Source organism: Jiangella mangrovi (genome assembly GCF_014204975.1).
GTDB classification, from domain to species: Bacteria; Actinomycetota; Actinomycetes; order Jiangellales; family Jiangellaceae; genus Jiangella; species Jiangella mangrovi.
In genome coordinates this window covers 4,909,788-4,925,881 of the sequence record NZ_JACHMM010000001.1, presented here as the reverse complement: position 1 = coordinate 4,925,881, position 16,094 = coordinate 4,909,788, and the positions used below count along the sequence as shown (strand labels likewise).

16 protein-coding genes are annotated in these 16,094 nt (G+C 73.1%); 14 read left to right on the top strand and 2 right to left on the bottom strand.

All coding sequences use genetic code 11. The annotated features are described in order from the left end of the window. Positions 1-110 precede the first annotated feature (110 nt). Positions 111-521 (bottom strand): hypothetical protein, encoded by a 411-nt coding sequence (locus HD601_RS35960; protein ID WP_184825730.1) that lies wholly within the window; start codon positions 519-521, stop codon positions 111-113. Positions 522-656: 135 nt separating this feature from the next. On the opposite strand from HD601_RS35960, the gene corA reads away from it, so the two are divergent. The 12 genes from corA to ftsY all read left to right on the top strand — a co-directional run bounded on the left by corA (position 657) and on the right by ftsY (position 11,591). After that, a complete protein-coding gene (corA, locus tag HD601_RS35955; RefSeq protein WP_184825729.1) occupies positions 657-1,628 on the top strand; it encodes a magnesium/cobalt transporter CorA in 972 nt (323 codons plus the stop codon). A 46-nt stretch (positions 1,629-1,674) separates the two neighbouring features. Further along, positions 1,675-2,235 carry a 16S rRNA (guanine(966)-N(2))-methyltransferase RsmD gene (rsmD, locus tag HD601_RS22740; RefSeq protein WP_184825728.1) on the top strand — a complete coding sequence of 187 codons (561 nt, stop codon included), beginning with the start codon at positions 1,675-1,677 and terminating at the stop codon, positions 2,233-2,235. Between the two features lie 20 nt (positions 2,236-2,255). Further along, positions 2,256-2,735 carry a pantetheine-phosphate adenylyltransferase gene (gene coaD / locus HD601_RS22735; RefSeq protein ID WP_184825725.1) on the top strand — a complete coding sequence of 160 codons (480 nt, stop codon included), beginning with the start codon at positions 2,256-2,258 and terminating at the stop codon, positions 2,733-2,735. A gap of 30 nt (positions 2,736-2,765) precedes the next feature. Then, the gene (locus tag HD601_RS22730; RefSeq protein WP_184825723.1) at positions 2,766-3,440 is read left to right on the top strand and encodes a F0F1 ATP synthase subunit B family protein; all 675 of its coding nucleotides are present in this window, start codon (positions 2,766-2,768) and stop codon (positions 3,438-3,440) included. Between the two features lie 75 nt (positions 3,441-3,515). Next, entirely contained in the window at positions 3,516-4,124 is a 609-nt protein-coding gene (locus HD601_RS22725) for a YceD family protein (RefSeq protein ID WP_184825721.1), read from the top strand. A gap of 2 nt (positions 4,125-4,126) precedes the next feature. Beyond that, complete coding sequence (gene rpmF, locus HD601_RS22720) at positions 4,127-4,330, top strand: 50S ribosomal protein L32 (protein WP_132107829.1); 204 nt, start codon at positions 4,127-4,129, stop codon at positions 4,328-4,330. A gap of 20 nt (positions 4,331-4,350) precedes the next feature. Next, positions 4,351-5,100, top strand: a complete 750-nt coding sequence (gene rnc / locus HD601_RS22715) for a ribonuclease III (RefSeq protein ID WP_184825719.1) — start codon at positions 4,351-4,353, stop codon at positions 5,098-5,100. After that, positions 5,084-5,944 carry a bifunctional DNA-formamidopyrimidine glycosylase/DNA-(apurinic or apyrimidinic site) lyase gene (gene mutM, locus HD601_RS22710; protein WP_184825717.1) on the top strand — a complete coding sequence of 287 codons (861 nt, stop codon included), beginning with the start codon at positions 5,084-5,086 and terminating at the stop codon, positions 5,942-5,944. Before rnc ends, mutM begins: the two co-directional genes overlap by 17 nt. A gap of 162 nt (positions 5,945-6,106) precedes the next feature. Next, on the top strand, positions 6,107-6,310 hold the full coding sequence (locus HD601_RS35950; RefSeq protein WP_131977300.1) for a hypothetical protein: 204 nt from the start codon (positions 6,107-6,109) through the stop codon (positions 6,308-6,310). A 46-nt stretch (positions 6,311-6,356) separates the two neighbouring features. After that, positions 6,357-9,908 (top strand): chromosome segregation protein SMC, encoded by a 3,552-nt coding sequence (gene smc, locus HD601_RS22700; RefSeq protein ID WP_184825715.1) that lies wholly within the window; start codon positions 6,357-6,359, stop codon positions 9,906-9,908. A gap of 143 nt (positions 9,909-10,051) precedes the next feature. Then, positions 10,052-10,339: a hypothetical protein gene (locus tag HD601_RS22695; protein WP_184825713.1), complete on the top strand. Its 288-nt coding sequence runs from the start codon at positions 10,052-10,054 to the stop codon at positions 10,337-10,339. A gap of 55 nt (positions 10,340-10,394) precedes the next feature. Further along, positions 10,395-11,591, top strand: a complete 1,197-nt coding sequence (ftsY, locus tag HD601_RS22690; RefSeq protein ID WP_184825711.1) for a signal recognition particle-docking protein FtsY — start codon at positions 10,395-10,397, stop codon at positions 11,589-11,591. Positions 11,592-11,760: 169 nt separating this feature from the next. Here the strand turns inward: ftsY and HD601_RS22685 are convergent, their stop codons facing one another. Beyond that, entirely contained in the window at positions 11,761-14,022 is a 2,262-nt protein-coding gene (locus tag HD601_RS22685) for an MMPL family transporter (RefSeq protein ID WP_184825709.1), read from the bottom strand. Between the two features lie 142 nt (positions 14,023-14,164). Between HD601_RS22685 and HD601_RS22680 the strand changes: the two genes are divergently transcribed. Continuing rightward, the gene (locus tag HD601_RS22680; protein ID WP_184825707.1) at positions 14,165-15,364 is read left to right on the top strand and encodes a sensor histidine kinase; all 1,200 of its coding nucleotides are present in this window, start codon (positions 14,165-14,167) and stop codon (positions 15,362-15,364) included. Continuing rightward, a complete protein-coding gene (locus tag HD601_RS22675; RefSeq protein ID WP_184825705.1) occupies positions 15,361-16,038 on the top strand; it encodes a response regulator transcription factor in 678 nt (225 codons plus the stop codon). The genes HD601_RS22680 and HD601_RS22675 overlap by 4 nt, the downstream gene beginning before the upstream one ends. Positions 16,039-16,094: the final 56 nt, after the last annotated feature.

The window sequence follows — 16,094 nt, the reverse complement described above, 5'->3', positions numbered from 1 at the left end:
CGCGAGCGGCCGGCCGACTTCGCCCGGTTGGCATGCCCCGCCCGGTTGGGAGGGGGCCCACCCTACGGGCGGGCACCGACAGTCGCCGCTTTCGCCGGCCCTCGCGGTGATCATCCAGGATCGGCGGGGTGATGGCCCCGCCGATCCTGGATGATCACGCAGATGCGGGCGGCCCGCGCGACGGCGGAACCGGCGGCGGCCGCGAGCAGGAACGCGCCCAGCCGCAGCGCGTCCGCCCGGCCGGTCAGGGCCAGTTCGCCGCCGTGGCCGAGCAGGAACGCCGTCGCCGCGCACCAGGCCACGACGCCGACGCACAGCGCCGCCACCAGGCGCGCCGCCCACAGCGCGTACACGCCGACGACGACCACCACCAGCCCGATCCGGACCTCGCCGTGCTCCGCGGGGACGGCGAGTGCCGCCAGCCCGCAGCCGGCGAACAGGGCGACGTAGCCGGTGACCAGCACGAACTCCAGCGGCCAGGAGGCGGCACGGGCGACGAACGGGGGAGGGGAGTCGGTCACGGCACCAGGCTGCGCCGACGCGCGACCGTCACCGCCGTCTCCGTACGGGACCCTGACGGCACGCCACCGAATCTCAGCGCTTTCTTGACGCCACTACGGGCCGGCGACAGCGCCGCGCGTGCTGGAATCGTCGGTGTGATCGTGGACAAGGCCATCTATCTCGACGGCGAGCGCGCGGAGATCGACGGCGACATCAGTGAGGCGTTCGAGCGGGCCAAGACGCGCGGCAACGCCTTCCTCTGGGTCGGCCTGTTCGAGCCCACACACGAGGAGTTCGACCTCATCGTCGACGAGCTGAAGCTGCACCCGCTCGCCGTCGAGGACGCCGTCAACGCCCACCAGAGACCCAAGCTCGAGCTCTACGGCGACACCCTCTTCGCCGTCCTCAAGACGCTCAAGCACCACGAGGACAAGCCCACGCTCGTCGTCGGCGAGATCATGCTGTTCATCGGCGAGGACTTCGTCATCACCGTCCGGCACGGGGCCATCAACCCGCTGGACATCGTGCGCGAGCGCGTCGAGGCGGAGAAGTGGCTGCTCGACGCCGGCCCGCCCGGCGTGCTGTACGCCGTCTGCGACCTGGTGGCCGACACCTACACGCGGCTGGCCCGGCACGTCGAGGCCGACGTCATCGAGACGGAGCGGCAGGTGTTCGAGCCCGGCGCCGACGACGCCACGGAGCTGATCTACGCGCTGAAGCGGCAGGTGCTGCAGTTCCGCATCGCCGTCGACCCCCTGGTCCCCGTCATGGAGGACCTCACCCAGGGCCGGGTCGCGCTGTGCGCCGGGCTCAGCGAGTACTTCCGCGACATCCTCGACCACCTGCTGCGGGTCGACCGCATGGTGGAGGCGCAGAACGAGCTGCTGACCGGCGCGCTCGCCGCGAACCTGTCGCTGGTGACCATGCAGCAGAACATCGACCTGCGCAAGATCTCGGCGTGGGCCGCGATCGTCGCCGTCCCCACGCTGATCGCCGGCATCTACGGCATGAACTTCGACCACATGCCCGAACTGCACTGGGCGATCGGCTACCCGCTCGTGTGGGCCGTCATGATAGGCGCGTGTCTGTTGCTCTATCGGAAGCTGCGCCGCAGCGGCTGGCTCTGAGGCCTCCGGGGTCCCTGAGGTCCGTACCACGTGGTCCGGTCCGCCCATGACCCGCATAGTGGCCGGCGCGGCCGGCGGCCGGCGGCTCTCGGTCCCCCCTGGTGAGCGCACCCGGCCGACGTCGGACCGCGTCCGCGAGGCGCTGTTCTCGTCCTTGGAGTCGCTGTACGGGGGAGCGCTGGGTGGGCTGCGGGTGCTGGACCTCTACGCCGGCACCGGCGCGCTCGGCCTGGAGGCGCTCTCGCGCGGCGCGGCGCACTGCCTGCTGGTGGAATCGGACCCCCGCGCGGCGGCCGTGATCAGGGCTAACGTCAAGTCCGTGGGTCTGCCGGGCGCCGTCGTCGCCGCATCGCCGGTCGAGCGGGTCCTGGCCGCGCCGCCGGAGGCCCCGTACGACCTCGTTCTGGCCGATCCTCCGTACGCGATGGTTGACGCCGAGCTGTCCGGGGTACTCGTGTCTCTGACCAAGGGCTGGCTCGCGCCCGAGGCCGTCGTGGTGGTCGAGCGTGACCGCCGCGGCGCCCCGGTGACCTGGCCCGACGGCATCACCGGCTCGCGCGAACGCACCTACGGAGAGACCATGCTCTGGTACGGTCGCGCCCGGTGATGTGATCAGCAGGAGGACGTGTGCGCCGCTGTCTGTGCCCGGGCTCGTTCGACCCGGTGACCAACGGGCATCTGGATGTCATCGAGCGGGCGGCGAGCCTGTTCGACGAGGTCATCGTCGCGGTCCCGGCGAACGTCTCGAAGAAGAGCCTGTTCACCGTCGACGAGCGGGTCGACATGCTCGGCAAGGCCTGTGCTCACCTGCCCCACGTGCGGATCGAGAGCGTCGAGGGCCTCTTGGTCGATTTCGCCCGGGAACGCGGCATTCCCGCTGTCGTGAAAGGCCTGCGCGCGGTCACGGATTTCGACTATGAACTACAGATGGCACAGATGAACCATCGCCTGTCCGGGTTGGAAACGTTGTTCGTCGCGACCAATCCGGAATACTCGTTCCTTTCGTCATCTCTGGTCAAAGAGGTAGCGTCCTATGGCGGTGACGTCGCTGGGCTGGTACCAGAGGTGGTGCTCCAGCGGCTTCATGAGAGATTGGGACGCCGGTGATCCCACTCCGGCACTCATGGGGGGATGGTCATGGAAGTTCATGACAAGATCGCCGAGATCGTCGCACTCGTCGACTCGGCGCGGACGATGCCTATGTCGTCCACCGCAATGGTGAACAAGCAGCAACTGCTCATCCTGCTCGACGAGGTCCGCGAGGGCCTGCCGGCCAACCTGCAGGCGGCCGAGGCGGTCCTGGGCCAGCGCGAGGCGCTGCTGCTCGAGGCCCGCGGCAACGCCGAGCGGGTCATCGCCAACGCCCAGGCCGAGCAGGCCCGGCTGGTGGCCGACCACACGGTGACGCAGGCCGCCCGCATCGAGGCCGAAGAGATCCTCCGTCAGGCCCGTGAGCAGGCCGAGAACATCCGCAGCGACGCCGACGACTACGTCGACGCGAAGCTCGCGCGGCTGGAGATCTCGGCGGCGCGCATCGTCGAGACCGTCCGCGACGGCCGCGAGCAGCTGCGCCACCCCACGGCGTACGAGGAGCTGTCTCAGCGCCGCAACGGCCACCCGGTCGTCGTTCCGGAGCTCGACGGCGCCCAGAACGGGGCCGACGAGTTCGCGCCGGGGTCCGACCCGCGGGTCGACCGGTTCGCCCCGGACGCCGACCTGACCGACGACGACCGGTCCGGTGACCTCCGTCCCGGTGACCACCACGAGCCGCGTGACGCCGAGACACACCAGCTGAAGTCGGGTTTGGGTTAGCGGCTCGATTCCAGTAGGATTCATCGTCGGCCTCTCGTTGAGGCCGAGATCTGCATGCCCTTACCAGCACGAGAGTTGACTACGCTGAGCACGCTCGATCCGCGCGCCCCGTTCGTCCTCGCCACGCACGAGCTCGGACGTCGGCCTGGCTCGACCCAGCGGCTCTCTCTCACGGTTCCGGCGCCTGCCGATCTCGGTCTGAGCGGAGTGGTCGGGGTGCCCGAAGGGGCCGACGTCGAGCTGGACCTCAGGCTCGAGTCGGTCATGGAGGGCGTGCTGGTGTCCGGCACCGTCCGGGCTCCCTGGTCCGGAGAGTGCGTGCGCTGCCTGGAGCCCGTCGACGGCGAAGTCGTCGCTGAGGTCCAGGAACTGTACGTCTACCCGGAACGGGCCGACGACCCCGACACCGAGACCGACGACGAGGAGATGCGGGTCGAGGACGACCTCATCGATCTCGAACAACCGGTCCGGGACGCGGTGGTGCTCGCACTGCCGCAGTCGCCGGTCTGCAGGGACGACTGCCCGGGCCTGTGCCCGGACTGCGGAGCCCGGCTGGCCGACGACCCGGACCACGCGCACGACACCACCGATCCGCGGTGGGCGGCCCTGGCCGGGCTGCTCGCCGATGACACGAACGAGACCGGCTCGCCCTCGAGGCAAACCGGCATGACCGAGGAGAGCTAGCCGTGGCCGTCCCGAAGCGGAAGATGTCGCGCAGCAACACCCGCCACCGCCGAGCGCAGTGGAAGGCGAAGCTGCCGCAGGTCCAGAAGCGCACCGTCAACGGTCGCACCACCTGGGTCGTCGCGCACCGCGCCACCGTGGTCGAGGACTCCCAGGGCACGCCGCTGTTCCTGGAGTACAACGGTCGCCAGGTCGGCGACGTCTGAGGGCTCGTCAGGAGCTCCCCATGACGGCCGAGACCCCACTTCTGTCCGTGCTGGAGGGGCGTCTCGGCGTGCCCGTCGACCCTGAGCTGCTGCAGCTGGCACTGACCCACCGCTCGTTCGCCTACGAGAACGGCGGGCTCCCGACCAACGAGCGGCTCGAGTTCCTGGGCGACGCGGTCCTGGGCCTGGTCGTCACCGACGCGCTGTACCGGCTGCACCCGGACCTCTCCGAGGGGCAGCTGGCCAAGCTGCGTGCCGCCGTCGTCAACATGCGCGCGCTCGCCGGCGTCGCCCGCGAGCTCGAGCTGGGTGGCTTCGTCCGCCTCGGCCGCGGCGAGGAGACCACCGGCGGCCGCGACAAGTCCTCGATCCTCGCCGACACCGTCGAGGCGCTCATCGGCGCCGTCTACCTCGACCGCGGCCTGGTCGAGACCTCCGCGCTCGTGCACCGCCTGGTCGACGACCTCATCGAGGCGTCCGCGCTGCTCGGCGCCGGGCTGGACTGGAAGACGTCGCTGCAGGAGCTGACGTCGCGGCACGCGCTGGGCGTCCCCGAGTACCGCATCACCGAGGACGGCCCGGACCACGCCAAGACGTTCACCGCCGACGTCGTGGTCAGCGGCGAGGTGCGCGGCACCGGCACCGGCCGCAGCAAGAAGGAGGCCGAGGCCCGCGCCGCCGAGCTGGCCTGGAAGGCCCTCAGCGAGGCCGCCGAGCCCCCCAAGCCGCCCGTCGACCCGGTCGACGATCCCGGTGCCCGAACTCCCTGAGGTCGAGGTCGTCCGGCGCGGGCTGGCCGCCCACGTCGTCGGCCGCGTCATCGACCACGTCGAGGTGGGCCACGACCGCGCGGTGCGCCGTCATGTCGCCGGCGCCGCCGACTTCGCCGACTCGCTGGTCAAGGCGGTCCTCACCGACGCGCGCCGCCGCGGCAAGTACCTCTGGCTGCCCCTCGACGACGGCGTCCGCGCGGTCGTCGGCCATCTGGGCATGAGCGGCCAGCTGCTGGTCCAGCCGGCGGCCGCCCCCGACGAGACCCACCTGCGGGTGCGGTTCGTCTTCGCCGACGGCGACCCCGAGCTGCGCTTCGTCGACCAGCGCACGTTCGGCGGGCTGGCGGTCGCCGGGCTCGGTCCCGACGGCGTCCCCGTCCCCATCGCGCACATCGCGCCCGACCCGCTCGACCCGGCGTTCGACGACGAGGTGTTCCGGCTGGCCCTGGGCCGGCGGCGCACGGGCGTCAAGCGCGCGCTGCTGGACCAGTCGCTGATCTCCGGCGTCGGCAACATCTATGCCGACGAGGCGCTGTGGCGGGCGAGGCTGCACTACGCGCGGGCCACCGAGACGCTGCGCCGGCCCGACGTCACGCGGCTGCTGCAGGGGATTCGCGAGGTCATGGCCGCCGCGCTGCGGCAGGGCGGCACGTCGTTCGACAGCCTGTACGTCAACGTCAACGGCGAGAGCGGATACTTCGACCGCTCGCTGCACGCCTACGGGCAGGAGGGCCGGCCGTGCGAGCGCTGCGGCACCCCGATCCGGCGTGACCCGTTCATGAACCGGTCGTCGTACACGTGTCCCCGCTGCCAGCCCCGTCCGCGGCATGCGCGCTGGTGAACGTGATGACCGATACCCGCGAACGTGTTGACCAAGAGGCATGCGCGGTGGGATGCTGGTAAGTGCTGCGGCCTGTGCGTCTCGGTCAGACTTGTGCCCGCCGCGGCCTCAATGATGAATGTTTGATCATATTCTCTATGGCCTTTGTGGAGGGCTTCGACAATGGCGAAGGCGCTGTTGGGTTATGTCGGGGGTACTGATCCCAGGATCGCAACCGAGGTCCAGCGCTTGCGTAGGCGGGTGACCGATCTCGAGGCACAGGTGCTCCGGCTCCAGGCGGAGAACGACCACCTGGCCGAGGCGGCTGTCGATCACAGCCGCCTGGTGCTCGACGACACACAGGTGCCGCAACCGGCCCTGACCTGAGGGTCGCGGTTGTAGGCTGACCCCCGAGTCCAGGGGAGTCGGTCTATTGCACCTGAAGAGCTTGACGTTACGGGGATTCAAGTCCTTCGCGTCGTCGACGACGCTGCGCCTGGAACCGGGCATCACGTGTGTGGTCGGTCCCAACGGCTCGGGTAAGTCGAACGTCGTCGACGCCCTCGCCTGGGTCATGGGCGAGCAGGGCGCCAAGAGCCTGCGCGGCGGCAAGATGGAGGACGTCATCTTCGCCGGCACCGCCGGGCGCCCCGCGCTTGGCCGTGCCGAGGTCGTCCTCACCATCGACAACACCGACGGCGCCCTGCCCATCGAGTACTCCGAGGTCACCATCTCGCGGACGATGTTCCGCAACGGCGGCTCGGAGTACGCCATCAACGGCCAGGGCTGCCGTCTCCTCGACGTCCAGGAGTTGTTGTCCGACTCCGGCATCGGCCGCGAGATGCACGTCATCGTCGGCCAGGGGCAGCTCGACGCCGTCCTCTCCGCCACGCCCGAGGACCGCCGCGGCTTCATCGAGGAGGCCGCCGGCGTCCTCAAGCACCGCAAGCGCAAAGAGAAGGCGCTGCGCAAGCTCGAGGCGATGCAGGCCAACCTCACCCGCGTGCAGGACCTCACCGCCGAGCTACGGCGGCAGCTCGGGCCGCTGGGCCGGCAGGCCGAGCTGGCCCGCAAGGCCGCCACCATCCAGGCCGACCTGCGCGACTCCCGGCTGCGCGTCCTCGCCGACGAGCTGGTGCAGGCCCGGGCGAGCCTCGAGCAGGAGGTCGCCGACGAGACCGCGCTGAAGACCCGTCAGGCCGAGCTGGTCCGCGCGCTCGAGCAGGCCCGCGCCGCGGAGTCGCGCCTCGACGCCGAGGTCGCCCAGGTGGCGCCGCGGCTGGCCCAGGCCTCCGACGCCTGGTACCGGCTGTCCGGGCTGCGCGAGCGGGTCCGCGGCACCGCGTCGCTGGCGTCCGAGCGGGCCCGGCACCTGTCCGCGGCCGGCGAGGTCCCGCGCACCGGCCGCGACCCCGACGAGCTCGAGCAGGAGGCTGCCGCCGTCCGCGAGCAGGAGGCGGAGCTCGACGAGCAGATCACCGCCGCCCGCGAGTCGCTCGACGACGCGCTGGAGGCGCGCCGCACGGCCGAGGAGGCCGCCGAGGCCGAGGAGCGCCGGCTGGCCGCCGCCGTCCGCGCCAGCGCCGACCGCCGCGAGGGCATGGCCCGGCTCTCGGGCCAGCTCGACGGCGCCCGCCGCCGCGCCGCCGCCGCCGAGGCCGAGCTGACCCGGCTCACCGCCGCCCGCGAGGAGGCGCAGCGCCGCGCCACCGCGGCCGAGCACGAGCACACCGTCATCGAGACCACCATCGCCGGGCTCTCCGTCGGCGAGGAGGGCCTCGACACCGAGCACGAGCGGGCCGCCGCCGCGCTGGCCGCCGCCGACGGCGTCCTGACCAAGCTGCGCGAGCAGGAGCGCGCCGCCGAGGGCGAGCGGGCCGCGCTGGTGGCCCGGCACGAGGCGCTGCAGATGGGCCTGGCCCGTCGCGACGGGTCCGAGGCGCTGCTGGCGGCGTCGGACCGGCTCTCCGGCGTCCTCGGCTCGGTCGCCGCGCTGCTCACCGTCGAGCCCGGCTGGGAGGCCGCCGTCGCCACCGCGCTGGGGGCCGCCTCCGACGCCGTCGCCGTCGGGTCCGTCGACGCCGCCGTCGACGCGCTGCGGCTGCTGCGCGACGAGGACCTCGGCCGGGCCGGCCTGCTGGTCGGCGGCGCGCCCTATGACGACCCGGGGACGTGGCAGCCGCTGCCCGGCGGGCTGCGCTACGTCGTCGACCTCGTCACCGCGCCGGCCGAGCTGCGGCCCGCGCTGACCCACCTGCTGCGCGGCGTCGCCGCCGTCGACGACCTCGCCGCCGCCCGCGCGCTGGTCGGCGAGCTGCCCGAGCTGGTGGCCGTCACCCGCGACGGCGACCTGCTCGGCCGCGACCGCGCCTACGGCGGGTCCAGCAGCGCGCCCAGCCTTCTCGAGGTGCAGGCCGCCGTCGACGAGGCCGCCGACCGCCTGGCCATCGCCACCGGCAAGGCCGAGGACCTCGCCCGCAAGCTGGCCGCCGCCGAACGGGCCCGCGCCGAGGCGGCCGCCGCCGAGTCGCACGCGTTGACGAAGCTGCGCGAGTCCGACGCCGAGCTGTCCGCCGTCGCCGAGCAGCTGGGCCGGCTCAGCGGCACCGCGCGCGCCGCCTCCGAGGAGGCCGAGCGGCTGGCCGACGCCGTCGCCCGCGCCGAGGAGGCCCGCGACCGCGACCTCGGCGCGCTCGAGGAGATGGAGGAGCGGCTCGCCGCGGCCGAGGAGACCGGCGACGACGACGTCGAGCCGTCCACCGAGGAGCGCGACCGGCTGGCCGAGCGGGTCCGCTCGCTCCGGCAGGCCGAGACCGAGGCGCGGCTGGCGCTGCGCACCGGCGAGGAGCGCGCCCGCGCCCTGACCGGCCGGGCCGAGAGCCTCGAACGGGCCGCCCGGCAGGAGCGGGCCGCCCGCGAGGCCGCCGTCGCCGCCGCACGCCAACGCGCCCGCGAGGCCCGGGTCGCCGACGCGGTCGGCCGCGGTGCCGCCGTCGTGCTCCGGCACCTCGAGCAGTCCCTCGAGCTGGCCGCCGAGGAGCGCGACGAGGTCGCCCGCGTCCGCACCGAGCGCGAGGCCGCCCTGACCCAGGAGCGGGCCCGCGTGCGCGAGGTGTCCACGGAGCTCGACGAGATCACGTCCTCGGTCCACCGCGACGAGCTGGCCCGCGCCGAGCACCGCATGCGGGTCGAGGCGCTCGAGACCAAGGCGCTCGAGGAGCTCGGCGTCGACCCCGGCACGCTGGTCGACGAGTACGGCCCGCACCTGCCCGTCCCGGTCCCGCCCGGCGACGACGGCGAGCCGCGCGAGCCCGTGCCGTACGTGCGCGAGCAGCAGCTGAAGCGGCTCAAGGCGGCCGAACGCGGCCTGACGGCGCTGGGCAAGGTCAACCCGCTGGCGCTCGAGGAGTTCGCGGCGCTCGAGGAGCGGCACGCGTTCCTCACCGAGCAGCTCGAGGACCTCAAGAAGACCCGCGCCGACCTCCTCGACATCGTCAAGGAGGTCGACGACCGCGTGCAGCAGGTGTTCGCGTCGGCCTTCGAGGACACCGCCCGCGAGTTCGCCGACGTCTTCTCGCGGCTGTTCCCCGGCGGCGAAGGTCGTCTGATCCTGACGGAACCGGACGACATGCTGTCCACCGGCATCGAGGTCGAGGCCCGGCCGCCGGGCAAGAAGGTCAAGCGGCTGTCGCTGCTGTCCGGCGGCGAGCGCTCGCTGGTCGCGGTGGCGTTCCTGGTCGCGCTGTTCAAGGCCCGGCCGAGCCCGTTCTACATCCTCGACGAGGTCGAGGCAGCGCTCGACGACACCAACCTCGGCCGGCTGCTGGGCATCTACGAGGAGCTGCGCGAGCGCAGCCAGCTCATCGTCATCACCCACCAGAAGCGGACCATGGAGATCGCCGACGCCCTGTACGGCGTCTCGATGCGCGGCGACGGCGTGACGGCCGTCATCTCACAGCGCATCCGCGAGTCCGAGCCGGTCTGAGTTTCGTCCGAGCCCGGCTGGGGCTCGTCGGAGCAACCGTCCGGACACGCCGCGCGTAATACCGGTGAGGGGCTTCACCGTTGCGCTACCGTCGGTGGTGCGAGAGTGAAAGATGTTACTGCTGTGACCAACGGGGGTGTCACATGACGGCAGTCGTCGTAGCAATGCTGGCGATCGTGATGGTGGCGACGGCCGTACTGGCCGCCGTCGGGGCCTACTACCACCTGGCGGGATCCGCGGCGGTGCAGCGCAGGCTGCGTCGCTGGCGATTTCTGGCCATGACACGCATGGATGACGGGCGCGAGGCCGCGTTCCACGGGCTGCGCATGGCGCGCCGCGGGCTCGCGAAGCGGCTGTCCCGCCCGGCGGTGGACGCGGGCGGCCGGCCGGCGCCGAGGCCGGCCGCCTCGCCCGCGCCGCGTCTGGGGTGACGACGACGCCGTCGGGCCCCGATGGGGTCCGGCGGGTCGCTGAGAACGTGCGAGGATGGCGGCCGTGGAGTACATCGTCATCGTCGTAGCCATCGTGGTCGTCGCGGCCGTCGCCCTGGCGGCCTTCCTGATCCCTCGTCGCCGACGGGGCCAGGTCGAGGCGCCGCCGCCACGGCCGGGGGTCGACTACCAGCCCGGCGTCGGTGACGACGCGACCACGCCGGTCGACGAGCAGCGGGCGCCCATCAGCGACGTCCGGCTGCCCGAACCCGTCCAGGCCGAGCCGGTCGTCGAGGAGCCGGCGGCGCCTGCCATCGAGCGGCCCGAGCCTGCGGCCGGACGGCTGGTGCGGCTGCGCTCGCGGCTCGCGCGCTCGCAGACGAGCCTGGGCAAAGGCCTGCTGAGCCTGCTGTCGCGCGAGCGGCTCGACGACGACACGTGGGAAGAGATCGAGGACACGCTGCTCACGGCCGACCTCGGTGTCGCGCCCACGCAGGAGCTGGTCGAGCGGCTGCGCACTCGCGCCCGGGTCGAGGGCATCCAGAGCCCCGAGGCCGCGCGCACCATCCTCCGCGAAGAGCTGCTCGCCCTGGTCGACCCGTCGCTCGAGCGCGCCCTGCGCACCGAGCGGCACGTCGAGGACGGCCGCCCCGCCGTCGTGCTGGTGGTCGGCGTCAACGGCACCGGCAAGACGACGACGGTGGGCAAGCTGGCCCGCGTGCTGGTCGCCGAGGACCGCGACGTCGTCCTCGGCGCCGCCGACACCTTCCGCGCCGCCGCCGCCGACCAGCTCACGACCTGGGGCGACCGCGTCGGCGTCGTCACGGTCCGCGGCCCCGAGGGCGGCGACCCCGCCAGCGTCGCCTTCGACGCCGTCAAGGCCGGCATCGAGCAAGAGGCCGACACCGTCCTCGTCGACACCGCCGGCCGGCTGCAGACCAAGGTCGGGCTCATGGACGAGCTCGGCAAGGTCAAGCGCGTCATCGAGAAGCACGGCCCGGTCGACGAGGTCCTGCTCGTGCTCGATGCCACCACCGGCCAGAACGGCCTCGTGCAGGCCCGCGTCTTCGGCGAGGTGGTCGACGTCTCCGGCATCGTCCTCACCAAGCTCGACGGCACCGCCAAGGGCGGCATCGTCGTCGCGGTCCAGCGCGAGCTCGGCGTCCCGGTCAAGCTGGTCGGCCTCGGCGAGGGCCCCGACGACCTCGCCCCCTTCGACCCCGAGGCCTTCGTCGACGGCATCCTCGGCTGACCGCGCGGTTCCGGCTCGAGCCGGGCGTGCTCGGCTGATGGTGGGTGGGCTAGTGGTGCTATGGCCCCACCAATCCGCCCGCCATCCAGCCGCGCTCACGTGCGGGCGCTGCGCGTTCTCGACGCCCCGCGACATCATGAGGGAAGGGCGAGACCGCTCGAGTCGGGGCTCACGTGCGGGCGGCGGGTTCCGGGGTCGGCTGCGCAGCCGCGGCGGGGAGGAAGAGCTCCGGCCGGCCCTCGACGTAGAGCTGGGGGAGCCGGCGGTCCAGCCACCCGGGCATCCACCAGTTCGCCCGCCCGAGCACGTGCATCGTCGCGGGCACGAGCAGCATCCGCACGACCGTCGCGTCGATGAGGATCGCCGCCGCCATGCCCAGGCCGAGCGACTTCAGCACGACGTCCGGGCTGGGGACCAGCGCCGCGAACACAGTCACCATGATCGCGGCCGCCGCGGTGATCACCCGCCCCGTCCCGGCCAGGCCGTCGACGATCGAGCGGGCGTTGTCGCGAGTGCGCAGCCAGGACTCGCGCATGCGGCTGATCAGGAACACCTCGTAGTCCATCGACAGCCCGAACAGCACCGTGAACATCACCACGGGCACGTACGCGGGCATCGGCGTCTCGGTGTCGATGCCGACCAGCTGACCGGCCCACCCGCCCTCGAGCACCAGCGCGACCACCCCGTAGGCGGCGACGACGGAGAGCAGGTTCATCACCGCGGCGGTGAGCATGACCACGACGCTGCGGAACGACACCAGCAGCAACAGCATCGACACCACCACGACGCCGCCGATGAGCAGCGGCAGCCCGCCCGCCATGGTCTCGTTGACGTCGATCGCCGCGGCCGTCACGCCGCCCACGTGCACGTCCAGCCCGGTCGACTCCGAAGCGGCCGGCAGCACGTCGTCGCGCAGGGTGTGGACGAGCGACTCGGTCGCAGCGTCCTGTGGACCGGTCGACGGCAGGACGGTGAGCAGCGCAGTGTCGCCGGCGGGGTCGAGCGCGGGCGGCAGGACGGCGGCCACGCCCGGGGTGGCGGCCACGGCGTCGGTCACGGCGGGCAGCGCGCTCTCCCCGTCGGACCCCGCACCGCCGAGCGACGTCACCAGCAGCAGCGGCCCGTTCGCCCCCGCGCCGAACCCGTCGGCGAGCAGGTCGTACGCCTGCCGCGCGGAGTGGTCCTCGGGGTCGTTGCCGGCGTCAGGAAAGCCGAACCGCGCGCCCAGGAACGGCGCCGCCAGCGCCAGCATCACGCCCGTGCCCAGCACGACGGCGACCACCCGGCGCCGCTCGATCAGCCGGCTCCACCGCAGCCAGCCGCGCGACGGCGCCAGATGTCCGCCGTCCGCCACGGCCACCGAACCCGCGCCGCGCCCGCGCCGCCCGAACCCCAGCCGCCACCGCTCGATCCGGTGCCCGAAGAACCCGAGCAGCGCCGGGAACAGCGTCGCCGACGCGGCCAGCACGACCAGCACCGCGACCATCGTCACGACGGCGGTGCCCTGCATGAACGTCAGCCCGGTCGCGAACAGCCCGAACATGCTGATCATCACGGTGCTGCCGGCCACCATGACGGCGCGCCCGGCGGTGTCCAGCGTCGCCACCGTCGCGTCGTGCGGCGACAGCCCGGCCGCCCGCCACTCGCGGAACCGCGTCACCATGAGCAGCACGTAGTCGATGCCGAGCGCGATCCCGAGCAGCGACGCCAGGATCGGCGCCCAGTTCGGCACGTCCATGACGGCGGCGACCAGCCCGGTCAGCGTCGAGCTCACCGCCAGCCCGGCGACGGCGACGCCGATCGGCAGGCCGGCCGCGACCACCGTCCCGAACGTCACCAGCAGGATGACGGCGGCCGCGACGATCCCGACCATCTCGCCGCCGAACTCGCCGGCCTCGGCGGTGCGGATCGTGTCGCCGCCCAGCGCGACGTCCAGCCCCGGCCGGGCCGCGGCCGACGCCGCGTCGAGCAGCCGCTCGGTGTCCGCGACCGGCATGTCCTCGGGCGCGTCGACGTCGAGGCCGAGGCGCGCCACCAGGGTCTGCCCGTCCGGCGCCACACCTCCGGGCGACGTGTAGGGGTCGTCGACGGCGGCGACGTGCGGCAGGTCGCGCAGCGAGTCCAGCAGCGCGCCCACCTCGGCCCGCACGGCCGGGTCGGTCACGGGGACGTCGTCGGAGCGCACCACGACGTCGACCGGCTCCCCGGCCTGCGCGGGGAACCGCTCCATGAGCAGCTGCTGCGCCTGCTGCGAGTCGCTGCCGGGCGTGGAGTAGTCGACCTCGTAGTCGCCGCCGAACGCCGCGGCCAGTCCGGCGGCGACGGCGAGCGCGGCGGCCCAGCCGAGCAGGACCCGGCGGCGGTGACGGAACGAGACGCCCGCGAGCCGGCCGAGCGGCCCCGGGCGCTGGTGCTGGACAGATGTCGTCATGCTCTCGATCATCGAAGGGCGACCCGGACCCCGTCGTCGCCCACTCGGAGCGTTCCCGAACGGCCGGCTACGCCCCCGGGAGTAGGGCCGTGGTCCCGCGGGCGGACGTTCCCACCAGCGCCGCGTCGCTACGATCGACCCCATGGAGCGGTTGGTACGACGTCTCCCGACGCTGTCGGCGCGCACCCAGGACGTGCTGATCGCCGGTTTCGTCACGCTGCTGCAGGTGCAGGGCACGCACGCCGCCGTCGTCGTGCAGGACGAGTTCGACCGGCCTGCGGCCACGGCGCTGGGCCTCGCCGGCAACGCCCTGCTGGCGCTCGGCGGGCTGGTGCTGCTGGTGCGGCGGCGCTGGCCGGTCCCGGTCTTCCTCGTCACGGCCGCCATCAGCGTCGGCTACTTCTGGTCCGGGTATCCCGACGGCCCCGGCTGGCTGTCGCTGTTCGTGGCGACGTACACGCTGACGGCGCACGGCGACGGCCGCCGGTCGCTGGTCGTCGCGGCCAACGGGCTGTTCGTGCTGTTCGTCTGCTGGATCCTGGCGGCCGACCTCGAACCGGGGGAGCTGGGCTGGCTGGCGTTCCGCATCGGGGCGACCATCATGGCGGCGGCGCTGGGCGAGTCGGTGCGCTCGCGCCGGGTCATCGCGGCCGACGCGGTGCGGCGGGCCGAGGAGGCCGAACGCACCCGCGACGAGGTGGCCCGCCGCCGGGTCGACGCCGAGCGGCTGCGCATCGCCCGCGAGGTGCACGACACCGTCGCGCACGCCATCGCGATCATCAACGTGCAGGCCGGCGTCACGGCGCACGTGCTGGACAAACGGCCCGAGCGGGCCCGCGAGACGCTGCTCACCATCGAGCAGACCAGCGCCCGGGCGCTGCGCGAGATGCGGGCGATCCTGGGGGTGCTGCGCGGCGACGACGACGGGCCCGGTCCCAGCCTGGCCGCCCTCGACGAGCTGCTGGCGGTGGCGCGGCGGGCGGGTCTCGACGTGACGGTGTCCGGCTCGGTCCCCGCAGGGGCGCTGCCCGAGGCGACCGACCGCGCCGCCTACCGCATCGTGCAGGAGGCCGTCACCAACGTCATCCGCCACGCCGGACCGGCCCGGGTCGCCGTCACGCTCGACCTGGCGCCCGGTGAGCTGCGGGTCGCCGTCGCCGACGACGGGGGAGACCTCACCGCCGCACAACAGGGGCCGCCGGTCGAGCCGGGCCGCGGCCTGGCCGGCATGCGCGAACGGTGCGAGCTGCTGGGCGGCGCGTTCGAGGCGGGGCCCGACGGCGCCGGCTTCCGGGTGAGCGCGCGGCTGCCGCTCGAGCGCGCCGAGGTGGCCGTCCGTTGACCAGCGCGGTCCGGGTCGTGCTGGCCGACGACCAGGTGCTGGTGCGCACCGGGTTCCGGGTGCTGCTCGACGTCGAGGACGACATCGAGGTCGTCGGCGAGGCGGCCACGGGCGCCGAGGCGATCGAACGCTGCCGCGAGACGCGCCCCGACGTCGTCCTCATGGACATCCGCATGCCCGTGCTCGACGGCATCGAGGCGACCCGGCGCATCGCGGCGATCCCCGGACTCGACCAGGTCAGGGTGCTGATCCTCACCACGTACGACACCGAGGAGTACGTGTTCGACGCGCTCGAGGCCGGCGCCAGCGGGTTCCTGCTCAAGGACGCCGGGCCGCAGGAGCTGCTGCACGCGATCCGCGTCGTCGCCGCCGGCGAGGCGCTGCTCGCACCGAAGATCACCCGCCGGCTGATCGCGCAGTTCACCGCCACGCGCGTGGCGCACCAGGTGGCCGAGGACCGCCTCGGCGTGCTCACCCAACGCGAGCGCGAGGTGCTGGCGCTCGTCGGCACCGGCCTGTCCAACGCCGAGATCGGCGCCGCGCTGTCGCTCAGCCCGGCGACGGCGAAGACCCACGTCAGCCGCGCGATGATCAAGCTGGGTGCGCGCGACCGCGCCCAGCTCGTCGTCATCGCCTACCAGACCGGACTGGTGCGCGCCAATTCGGTGAGCTGATGTCGGCCTGCCGGTCGGCTGCCGGTCACCTGAGCACACTACGGTGTTCAACCGGC